This window comes from Aliibacillus thermotolerans (assembly GCF_027853235.1).
Taxonomy (GTDB): domain Bacteria; phylum Bacillota; class Bacilli; order Bacillales; family Marinococcaceae; genus Aliibacillus; species Aliibacillus thermotolerans.
The window spans coordinates 115,177-126,534 of record NZ_WKJG01000050.1 but is presented as its reverse complement, the minus strand read 5'-3'; the positions used below and the strand labels follow the sequence as shown (position 1 = coordinate 126,534).

The following is an 11,358-nucleotide window of genomic DNA, read 5'->3' as shown; positions in this document are numbered from 1 at the left end:
TTTCCATGCATAGAAGAAGCAAGGCGGAGTGAGAATAATGCATGAAAAATATGTTGTGATAGATACCGAAACGACTGGTAATTCTCCTGAGAGAGGAGATAGAATCATTCAAATCGGATTGGCCGTGGTGGAAAATAATAACATTGTTGATACATACGCGACGTATCTTCACCCAAAAAGAGAAATTCCTTTATTTATTCAAGAGTTGACCGGAATTACTCCAACAGATGTGAATGATGCGCCCTATTTTGAAGAGATTGCGCCAATTCTCATTGATTATTTACAAGATGGCTATTTTGTCGCTCACCATGTCGATTTTGATCTTTCTTTTATTAATTGGGAATTACAACAAGCCGGGTATCCGTCTTTTCATGGTCCCAAAATAGACACAGTGGAGTGCGCTCGTATGTTATATCCGACCTTTGATAGTTATCAATTAAATCGCCTTGCTACTGCTTTACATATAAAACATGACCATCCTCATCAAGCAGATAGTGATGCAGAGACAACGGCACTCCTTTGGCTCAAATTAATGAAAAAAATAGCTCAATTACCGAAGCCAACGGTTCAAATGATGTTGAAAATTTTAAAATACGTCCAGAGTGATATTGACCATTTATTTAAACGAAGTTTGCGTATAGATGAAGAAAAAATACCTGCCGTTTCCTTTCAAGGTTTGGCAATAAAACCTTATTTACTACAAGGGAAGAAACGTATTTCAAAAGAAAAACAAATGGTGGAAAAAGAACCATTCCCATCTTCCGTCGAGCACGTATTACGTACTCATTGGGAAAAGTTTGAAATGAGAGATGGGCAAGAAAAGATCGCACAATCGGTAAGAGACGCCTTTGAAAATAATGACCATCTTTGTCTTGAAGCACCACCGGGAATCGGAAAAACATTTGCTTATTTAATTCCTGCCATCGCTTTTGCTCTACGTACCAATAAACAAGTGCTCATTTCTACGCAAACAGTCGCTCTGCAGGAACAACTGATTGAAAAAGATATTCCTATTTTGAAAAATGCTTATCCAAAGTCTTTTGAAGCAGTGGTCCTTAAGGGAAAAAGTCATTATGCTTGTTTGCGAAAAATAAAACAGCTCACTTCTGGTACCCTCGATACGTATGAAGAAGCATTGGGACTTTTGCAAGTGCTCGTGTGGATCCTTGAGACAGATACGGGAGATATAGAAGAATTAAACATTGCCGGCGGGAAACAAAATACGTTAATAGAAAAATTGGTTTGTGATGAAACGATTTTTTCTCGTGCAGCTAATCCGTGGAGAGAAGGAGAGTATTATTTTCGGATGAGACAACAGGCAAATGACGCTCACCTTCTCATCGTGAATCACGCACTTCTTTTTCATGAATTAGCAAAAGGGCAATCTTTCTTACTGTCTGTATCCCATATCGTCGTAGATGAAGCACATCATTTAGAACAAGTAGCTTCCCAATCTTTTGGCGATGATGTCGACTATTTTCAAATAAAGCGACTTTTAAATCGTTTTGATATATTCAAATCCAAAGGATATTTTAGCCCATTATTTTTCTATGAACAGGAAATGGTGCGACATTTTTCTCCCGGATGGTATGAAAAACGAAAAGATCATTTCATGTTGTTAACGTATGAATTAGACGAATTATTTCGCACGCTTCATCATTTCACTCTCACAGAGCAAATGGTAGAACGACGCCAAAGAAAGAAAACCGTTACGTATCGTCCGACGAAAGAATTTACAGAGAGATGGAGAAATGTCATCATTTCTTTGCAACGTTTTCTCTCTTTGATGGAAACGGAACTTGATTTTTGGTATAGCTATGTCCATGTCTTAGAAAAAGCAATGAATGAAGACAAAAAGATGACATTACTAGAAGACTTCTTTTCTTTTTTACAACAAATCGAACGAACAATAGATACACTTTACTCCCTTCTGACGCAAGAAGAAGCGAACTATTTGTATTGGTTAGAAGTGGATGTGGAAGCAGCGGAGAATAATTGTGCCATTTCGAAGCGTCCGATTCATGTTGGAGACATCCTTGCAAATACATTCTTTCAACTAACGGATAGCGTCGTCTTAATGTCTTCTTCTTTTACTATCGATCGCACCTTTACGTACGTGAAACAACTGTTAGGTTTAGAAGATTTTTCGCCGAAAACTTTGTCCCTTCCTTCTCCGTTTTCGTATGACGAGCAAGTGAGGCTTTATGCACCAACGGATATTGGCCAAATACAAGGGCAGGAAGAGATCTTTATAGAAGATGTTTCCGAATTTCTTTTCCATTTGACTTCGGTAGTACATGGACGAATTCTTGTACTGTTTACGTCTTTCGATATGCTACAAAAAACATATGGAAAAATGAAAATGTGGGAAGAAGAAAGCCCTTGCTCTTTTCTTGTTCAAGGAGAGAGAAAACGAGGAAAAGAAAAATTGTTAAAGTTGTTTCGCCAAGAAGCGGAAACGATGTTGTTAGGAACGAATACTTTTATGGAAGGAGTAGACATCCCTTCTGTTAAAGCCGTTGTCCTCGTGCGACTTCCTTTTTCTTCTCCAAATGAGCCAATCATGAAAGCGAAATTACAAGAAATGAAAAGGAAAGGTCAAGATCCGTTTCAAGAACGGTCGATTCCGGAAGCGGTTTTGCGCTTTAAGCAAGCATTTGGTCGGTTAATCCGCACAACATCGGATAAAGGTGTTTTTATTGTGTTAGATCGAAGAATGATGGAAAAATCTTATGGAAAATATTTTATTCAGTCGTTACCAAATGTACCAATCGAGCGACAATCGCTCAAAGAAACGCTGCAATCGATCGTTGACTTTTTTGATCAAAACAATGATTAAGATGGAAAGGAGGAGTTGACATGCAAGATCGCCATTATATCCTTCGGGATGTTCATATCATCCATATAAACGGCGCCATTAAGCGTGATCATTATGTCGAAGTAAAAGAAGGGAAAATTAAAACGATCGGAAAAATGCCTGTTCCAAAAGAGAAGTGTCATCTACCTGTCATATCCGGAGACAACAACTGGTTAACCGCCGGAATGTATAATACCCACGCCCATACGCCGATGACATTGCTAAGAGGAGTAGCCGATGATGTACCTTTGCAAGTGTGGCTAGAAAAGGAAATTTGGCCCCGGGAAGCGTTATTGGATAAAGAGGCTGTGATGACCGGGACATCCTTAGCGCTTGCTGAAATGATTCGTTCCGGAACGGTGGCGTTTTTAGATATGTATCATTTGCATATGGATAAAGTGTTTGAAACAACACTTGAATCAGGAATAAAAGCGGTGCTTAGTCGGGGAATGATCGCTTTTGGTACGGAGGAAGAACAAGAAGCAAAAAGAAAAGAAGCGGTTCGCTTCGCAAATGAGTGGAATGAGTATGGGGCGGGCAGAATGAAAGGAATGTTATTTCCGCATGCCCCGTATACGTGTCCTCCTTCTTTTTTAGAAAAAGTGGTGGAAGAAGCAGCAATACACGAGTTAAAAGTAGGCATTCATGTTGCAGAAACCGAAAAAGAATGTCAAGATCACCTGAAAAAATATCATAAACGCCCAATTACCCACTTAGCGGAGTTAGGGTTTTTAGAGCGGGACGCCATCCTTACGCATGTTGTCCATGTTGGAGAGGAAGAATGGCCACTACTGGCTTCCTCTTCGGTCACAGTATCCCATAACCCGATGAGCAATTTAAAACTTGGTTCCGGGATCGCTCCGGTTACGAAAATGAAGCGAGAAGGAATTGATGTCACCTTTGGAACCGATAGCACCGCTTCTAATAATAATTTAGATATGTTTGAAGAAATGCGTATTGCCTGTCTTTTACAAAAAGGAGTGTTCCAGCAGCCGGAAGCAATCGAGGCGAAGGAAGTGTTTCAGATGGCAACCATAAACGGCGCAAAAGCACTCGGTTTTGGTGATGACGGATTAATTCAGGAAGGCGCACCGGCTGATTTTATTCTTATTGATAAAAAAGCTTTCCATCTTCAACCGGAACAAAATATTTTTTCTCATCTCGTTTATTCCGCCTCTGGTCACGACGTAACGGATGTGTTTGTCGATGGCGTTTGTCTCATGCGTAAGAGAGAATTACAAACGTTAGATGAAGAAAAAATTTACTATGAAGCGAACCGTTCTTTTAAACAGCTTGAAGAGAAAAAGCAAAGAGGGGTTCAGCGATGAAACGATTCATATGGTTTGGGTTAGGAATCATCTTTTTGCTTCTCATTGCGGGAAGCACGCTCTATGTCTTTGCGCGTGCATCTCTTGCTGAAGATGTAAAGCGGGTTGAAACGATTGTGCTTCAAGAAGAAGACGTTCAATCAGTGATGGATGTTGATTATTATCACGGGAAAGAGGTTGTCTACAGCGCGATCGTTCAAACTGATCAAAACGAATTGGAACGACTGTTTGTGAGAGACGAACAAGTGGTAACAAGAATAAGTTTGGAGGAAACGTTAACGGAAGAAGAAGCAATGTCTCTTGTAAGAGGCCGGTTTCAAATAGATGATATAAAAAGTATTCATGCGGGAATAGAAAATGGTACACCACTTTATCAATTAACGTTTGAAAAAGATAACCGGCTTCACTTTTATTATCTCGATATGCGCGACGGTACTTTTATAAAACGCTATAGTATGATGATGGATTAATATCATCGCTACTTGTGAATGGCAGAAAGATATACGCACGTTGAAGAAAAGTAATCCGAAAAAACTGGTTCATTCAAAAGAAGGATTGGCTATAACTCAGGCACGAAGTATGATATACTTTGCCTGTGAACAAGTCATCTTATTTGTTGACATATGACAAGAAGTTATAAATAGAAAGAAAATATGCAAGGAGGAAACACCATGCAACTATCCAAAAGAGCATCGACCATTACCCCATCCTCAACGCTTGCAATCACTGCAAAAGCGAAAGCATTAAAAGCAGAAGGGCACGATGTCATCGGTTTAGGAGCAGGGGAACCGGATTTTAATACGCCCCAATACATTATTGAAGCGGCGTATCAGTCCATGCAAGACGGTTTGACGAAATATACACCATCTGGCGGTCTTCCGGAACTAAAAGAAGCGATTCGAAACAAATTTGAAACGGACCAATCCCTTTCTTATACAAACGAAGAAATCATGGTTGGTACGGGAGCCAAACATGTATTATATACATTATTTCAAGCGTTGCTCGATGAAGGAGATGAAGTCATTATTCCAACCCCTTATTGGGTAAGTTATCCAGAACAAGTGAAGCTTGCTGGTGGCGTGCCTGTTTATCTGAAAGGCGAGGAAGAAAATGATTTTAAAATAACGCCGGACGCGCTCGCAGAAAAAATAACCGCCCGCACAAAAGCAGTGATTATTAACTCACCAAGCAATCCAACCGGAAGCATGTATGAAAGAGATGAATTACAAGCGATTGGAGAAGTAGCTTTAAAAAATGATGTTGTAATTGTTTCGGATGAAATTTATGAAAAACTCATTTATGATGGAAATACGCATGTATCCATTGCGACGTTATCAGCTGCATTAAAAGAACAAACCGTTGTGATTAACGGTGTATCCAAATCTCATTCCATGACGGGCTGGAGAATTGGTTATGCGGCTGGAAGTAAAACATTGATTCAAGCGATGACGAGCATTGCAAGCCATTCCACCTCGAACCCTATGACGAGCGCGCAATATGGAGCAATTGCAGCGTATACGAAAGAAGACGGTTCGGTTGAAAAGATGCGACAAGCCTTTGAAGAACGATTAAATGTGGCGTATGAAAAACTTGTAGCTATATCAGGAATTTCATGTGTCAAGCCGAAGGGAGCGTTTTATTTATTCCCGAACGTGCAAGAGGCGGTAAAACAAACTGGATTTGCTACGACGGATGATTGGGTCGCTGCTCTCTTGGAGGAAGAAAAAGTAGCAGTTGTTCCAGGTAGCGGTTTTGGTGCTCCGAATAACATTCGTTTATCCTATGCGACTTCTTTAGAACTGATGACAGAAGCATTGGAGAGAATAGAACGATTTATCCTTCGTCATTCCTCCAAATAACGCCGTACACGCTCCCACTTTTTGGGGGCTTTTCTTTTGATTTTCTCGATAGAAAGGAAAGTATACAAATGAAACGCTCGGAAGTCGTGTCGCTCATTCAATACGGACATACCTCTATTTCGAATCTATTATTTGATTATTATGCGAAACTAGGTTTAAATGAAATCGAGATGGTGATTTTGCTTCATATTCATCGCTTTATCGAGGATAACGATCCGTTTCCGACCCCTGAGGAAATCGCATCTCGCATGTCTATTTCGACGGAAGAATGCACGAGTCGTTTACGGTCGCTGATCCAAAAAGGGTACTTATCGATGGAACAAAATAAAAAAGATGATATTGTGTTCGAATCCTATCAATTGGATCCTTTGTACGAGCGAATTGTTCAAGAAGTTATGGCACCTCCGGAAACAACGCAAAAAGAAGCAGAAGGACATTTGTATGAGCTGTTTGAAAAAGAGTTTTCCAGACCTCTGTCTCCCATGGAGTGTGAAACAATCAACGTATGGTTAGACCAAGATAAATACTCACCTGAATTAATTAAAGAAGCTTTATATGAAACGGTTTTATCTGGTAAATTAAATTTACGTTATATGGATCGCATTTTATTTGAGTGGCATCGCAACGGTATTACAACAGCTAAACAAGCAAAAACCCATCGCGAACGGTTCCGCAAGAAACAGGAGGTAGAACGTCAAGAAAAACCGAAAGATGCCATTCCGAAGTATCCGAATATTAATTGGTTAGATGAATCGTAATAGCAAAGGAGAACAAAACGATGTTGTCGAAAAAACAAGTGAAAACGGTGTTAACAACCATTGGGGAAATGTTTCCTGATGCAAAATGTGAACTTCATCATTCCAACCCCTTTGAACTATTAATTGCGGTTGTCTTATCGGCCCAATGCACCGACGCGCTTGTAAACCGGGTCACACCAAACTTGTTTAAAAAGTATCAAACACCGGAAGATTATGTCCGTGTTAGTCAAGAAGAGTTAGAAGAAGACATTCGTTCGATTGGATTGTATCGCAATAAAGCCAAAAACATCAAAAAGTTATCTCAATCTTTAATAGATCATTTTAACGGGGAAGTTCCGCGAACGAGAGAAGAGTTAATGACTCTTGCAGGCGTAGGGAGAAAAACTGCCAACGTTGTCGCATCGGTTGCTTTCGGTGTTCCTGCTATTGCAGTGGACACGCATGTGGAGCGTGTTTCTAAACGTCTTGGAATTTGTCGTTGGAAAGATAACGTGCGACAAGTAGAAGAGACATTAATGAAAAAAATTCCAAAAGAAGAATGGTCCATTTCTCATCATCGACTCATTTTCTTCGGTCGCTATCATTGTAAAGCACAGTCTCCAAAATGTGAAACTTGCCCGTTGTTAACTATGTGTCGAGAAGGGAAAAAAAGAATGAAAAAACATGAAAAAATGAGTAGGCTGGAAACAAGAAGTGAGGGAGTATAATGAATGATGTTCAAGTAATAGATCATGACTTAGCTACACTTCCTTTTCAACGAGAAGATGAAGAACGGTTACAAAAATTAGCGCGTAAAAAGGAAGACCCTTTTTTTGAAATAGCATTTTGCGGGCATTTTTCCGCGGGGAAATCCACGTTGTTAAATCGTTTATTAGGAAATGAATTATTGCCAACCAGTCCAATTCCAACGAGCGCGAATGTTATTTCTATTCAAAACGGTGATGTGAAATTAGAAGTAGAACGACACGATGGAGAAGTAGAAGTTTGGCATGAAGAAATCCCATGGGCAGAAGCGAAAAGATGGGGAATGGATGGAGAGAGCATCTCCTCCATTCGCATTTATGCGCCGCTTCCTTTTTTGTCAAAGCGAGCCAAAATTTTAGATACACCGGGAGTAGATTCTACAGATGTTCGTCATCAACAAGTGACAGCACAACAGTTAATGACAACTGACTTTATTGTATATGTGACCGACTATAACCATGTTCAGTCGGAGACAAATATCCATTTCTTAAAGCAATTGTCCAATGAAAATAAACCAATCCTTCTTGTCATTAATCAAATCGATAAACATGATGAGAACGAATTATCTTTACAAGTCTTTGAGAACAATGTGAGAAATATGTTAGTGCAATTTGGCATCCAACCGATTCACGTCTTTTTTACTTCTATGAAAGTAGAGGACCATCCGTTTAACCAATATGAACAACTGGAAAAATTTATAAAAGGAATGACATATAGTAGTAGTTCCCTGATTGAAGACAGTTTAAAACAATTGGAACGGGGAACGGTGTTACATTTACTGGAGCGCTTGAAAGAAGAAAAAGAAGAAGCCTTTGATGACTGGAAACAATCGGTAACGGAAAAAGGACTTGATCCACATTTGTTTATGGAAAGACAAAAGCGGCAAGAACGGCTTGCTGATATGAACGATGAAAAAAGAAAAGCGATCCAATCCCTTTATCAAGAAAGAGACCATTTGTTTCAAAATGCACAACTATTTCCTTATACGACGACTGAAAAGGCGCGACAATGGCTGGAAAGTCAACAACCTTCATTTAAAGTAGGATTTTTATTTTCCGGAAAGAAAACGAAAGAAGAACGACAACGACGAGAGCGAGCACTGTTAGAAGAGTTAAACGAAAAAATCAAAACACAACTTCTTTTCCACGTAAGAAACATGTTGTTAAAAGTTGATGAAGTATTATTGGAAGAGAAAGAGACGTATCAAAAAGAAGTACAAACGATTGAATTTACTGCCGACGCCTCCTTACTTACTCGCTTTGTGACTTCGGCTACCGAAATGGACCGTAAGTTCGTTTATACTTTTACGAAAAACGTGACGAATGAAATTGTGAAAGAAGTGAAACACAAGACGGATCACCTATTTCACGAGTATGAACGCGCCATTGAAAAACGTTTTCATCTATTGAAAGAAGAGTTGGAAGAAAAAGAAAGAGCAGTGTCCCATGTACAGGAAGAGTGGGAACGGTGGGAAGAGACGGAAGCGTCGTATGACCGCTCCATCGAAAAATGTAAAATATGGTTGGAGCAACATGAAAAGGATCAACATTTTTTCGACACATTGAAACGAGCAGCTGAAAAACCTTATCCAGAAGATGCGATTCATCCAATTGCAGTCATTCAAGAAGAAGAAAGCGTCATTAGTGAAAAAGAAGACATTGTCTTGAATGAAAGAGATGCCGTAAACGTGGATGATTCTTTTCTTCAACCACTCTACGAATATTTGAAAACATTCGCTGCACGAGATATTTTTCAAGAAGAAAAAAAGAGGTTATTGCAGCTTCTTACCCAATATGAAAACAATACAGCCGTTATTTCTTTGTTTGGAGCATTTAGCGCAGGGAAGTCCAGTTTTATTAATGCGATGCTTGGAGATACCGTTTTACCGGTCTCCCCTCATCCAACCACAGCCGCAGTCAATCGGATACGTAAAAGTACAGAAGATTATCCGCACGGTACGGTTGTGATTCAAATGAAAGATGAAAATTTTTTACAAGACGAAATTCAAGCAGCTTCGAGAGAGCTAGGACTTTCATTAGATTTTGACTCCATCTCTCAATGGAAAAAACCAGCTACGCAAGGATTGAATGGGTATCAAAGAATGTATGCGGATTATTTACACACGTTAAAGGAAGGAATGAAGCGAGAACAGCGCCGATTAGGGGAACAAGTGCAAATTGATTTAAAAGAGCTTGATGAATGGGTTGCGAAAGAAGAACGTGCTTGTATGATTCAAGAAGTGATTGTTTATTACGATTCTGAATGGACGGAAAAAGGATTAGAATTAGTGGACACCCCGGGAGTTAACTCCATTCATGGTCGTCATACCAATGTCGCTTTTGAACAGTTGCGTCAATCCGATGCGATATTTTATTTAACGTATTACAATCATGCTTTTTCGAAAGCAGACGAAATGTTTCTTCAACAACTAGGTAGAGCAAATGAACACTTTGAAACAAACAAGCTCTATTTTATCATTAATGCGGCGGACTTAGCGTCCAATCGCTATGAACTTCATGGGGTAAAAGCGCACGTAAAAGAACAATTGGAGAAAAATGGCATACAAACGCCACGTTTATTTGCCCTTTCCAGTAAAGAAGGACTGAAAAGAAAACGATCTCTTTCTCATCATGAAGAAACAGGAAAAGCATTTGAGCAGTTTGAACAATTTTTTACAGAAACAACATGGAAGGAATTGCAACATCTTCATCTACAAAAAATGAAGCGAGAATGGACAACCATTTTCGAGCAATTAAGTATGGTTTTACGATCCATGTCGAAAGATCAAAAAGCGTTAGAAAAACATCTTCAGGAGAAAAATGACGCAGCGGAACGACTGAAAAAGAAAGTATCTCAATTTCATGTACAATTTCTTTTCTCCTTATTGATGGAAGAAATCGAACAGCAAAGTTCTTATTTAAAAGAGCGAACAAGTTTTCATGTTCAAGATTATTTCCATCATGTCATCAATCCAACAATCTTTACAGCAACGTCGAAAAAGCAACAAAAAAATCAACTACAAGGGGCGTTGCAAGAATTGGAAGGATTTTTAAGACAATACGTCTCTCAAGAAATAGAAACGATGTTCATTCGTCTTGAAACAAAAGCTCAAAAAGCAGTAAGCCAATATGTGGAGGAATTTTTTGAACAACAAAAGCCACCTCAGCTATATCTTATTCCACCAACGTTGGACATTGCCATTCAGCATCCGCTGAAAAAGGATAATCGTTTATCTTTGCATCAAGAACATTTGTTGTCATATTTCAAATCAACGAAAGACTTTTTTGAAAATCAACAAGTAAACGAAATGAAAGAAGCGTTACGAGAAAACATCCATTCCGTCATGCATCCGTTTATGCAAGAATTTGAAAAGGAAATGGAAGAAGAGCTGAAGGAGATCGTGCAAACATTGACTGTGAAAGGTCGTGAAGAAATCATTGCAGAAATAGAGAAAGAAATGGAGCGTTCTACTTGGTTGTATGATTTAGATAGAAAACCAGAAATAGAAGAAGAAGTTCGCTTTATCGAAGCGAGTCTTCAAGCTTAATAACAAAAACCTCTGCTTATCGTTTTTGGAAAAGACGATAGCTGAGGTTTTTTAAAATAAAGGAGACAGGGACATAACTAGCCAAAAAAGAATGGTTCCAAGCACTAAAATTTCCTTGGAACCATTTTTGTAGGATGTTTTCCCTTCTTCTATGATTGGATTATTTGTCTAACGGTATATTTCCTTAAGTTTTCCGCCAGAAGTGCATTTCCCTTTTATTTCCAATTCCAATCCTCTTACGACTACTCGTGTTCGGATTGTACGA

At 39.2% G+C, this 11,358-nt stretch carries 7 protein-coding genes; all 7 read left to right on the top strand.

The window, feature by feature from the left end:
• Window positions 1–37 precede the first annotated feature (37 nt).
• The 7 genes from dinG to GJS40_RS09025 all read left to right on the top strand — a co-directional run bounded on the left by dinG (window position 38) and on the right by GJS40_RS09025 (window position 11,093).
• A complete protein-coding gene (dinG, locus tag GJS40_RS09055) occupies window positions 38–2,839 on the top strand; it encodes an ATP-dependent DNA helicase DinG (RefSeq protein WP_270897551.1) in 2,802 nt (933 codons plus the stop codon).
• A 20-nt stretch (window positions 2,840–2,859) separates the two neighbouring features.
• Window positions 2,860–4,185 (top strand): amidohydrolase, encoded by a 1,326-nt coding sequence (locus tag GJS40_RS09050; protein WP_270897550.1) that lies wholly within the window; start codon window positions 2,860–2,862, stop codon window positions 4,183–4,185.
• Window positions 4,182–4,655, top strand: a complete 474-nt coding sequence (locus tag GJS40_RS09045) for a hypothetical protein (protein ID WP_270897549.1) — start codon at window positions 4,182–4,184, stop codon at window positions 4,653–4,655. The genes GJS40_RS09050 and GJS40_RS09045 overlap by 4 nt, the downstream gene beginning before the upstream one ends.
• Before the next feature lie 201 nt (window positions 4,656–4,856).
• The gene (locus GJS40_RS09040; protein ID WP_270897548.1) at window positions 4,857–6,044 is read left to right on the top strand and encodes a pyridoxal phosphate-dependent aminotransferase; all 1,188 of its coding nucleotides are present in this window, start codon (window positions 4,857–4,859) and stop codon (window positions 6,042–6,044) included.
• 68 nt (window positions 6,045–6,112) lie between these two features.
• Window positions 6,113–6,802 (top strand): DnaD domain-containing protein, encoded by a 690-nt coding sequence (locus GJS40_RS09035; RefSeq protein ID WP_270897547.1) that lies wholly within the window; start codon window positions 6,113–6,115, stop codon window positions 6,800–6,802.
• Between the two features lie 20 nt (window positions 6,803–6,822).
• Window positions 6,823–7,509, top strand: coding sequence for an endonuclease III (gene nth / locus GJS40_RS09030; RefSeq protein WP_270897546.1), 687 nt, complete (start codon window positions 6,823–6,825; stop codon window positions 7,507–7,509).
• Complete coding sequence (locus GJS40_RS09025) at window positions 7,509–11,093, top strand: dynamin family protein (RefSeq protein ID WP_270897545.1); 3,585 nt, start codon at window positions 7,509–7,511, stop codon at window positions 11,091–11,093. The genes nth and GJS40_RS09025 overlap by 1 nt, the downstream gene beginning before the upstream one ends.
• Window positions 11,094–11,358 lie beyond the last annotated feature (265 nt).

Coding starts and splice junctions, on each gene's coding strand:
- dinG (WP_270897551.1), top strand. CDS start 38: ATGCATGAAAAATATGTTGTGATAGATACCGAAACGACTGGTAATTCT.
- GJS40_RS09050 (WP_270897550.1), top strand. CDS start 2,860: ATGCAAGATCGCCATTATATCCTTCGGGATGTTCATATCATCCATATA.
- GJS40_RS09045 (WP_270897549.1), top strand. CDS start 4,182: ATGAAACGATTCATATGGTTTGGGTTAGGAATCATCTTTTTGCTTCTC.
- GJS40_RS09040 (WP_270897548.1), top strand. CDS start 4,857: ATGCAACTATCCAAAAGAGCATCGACCATTACCCCATCCTCAACGCTT.
- GJS40_RS09035 (WP_270897547.1), top strand. CDS start 6,113: ATGAAACGCTCGGAAGTCGTGTCGCTCATTCAATACGGACATACCTCT.
- nth (WP_270897546.1), top strand. CDS start 6,823: ATGTTGTCGAAAAAACAAGTGAAAACGGTGTTAACAACCATTGGGGAA.
- GJS40_RS09025 (WP_270897545.1), top strand. CDS start 7,509: ATGAATGATGTTCAAGTAATAGATCATGACTTAGCTACACTTCCTTTT.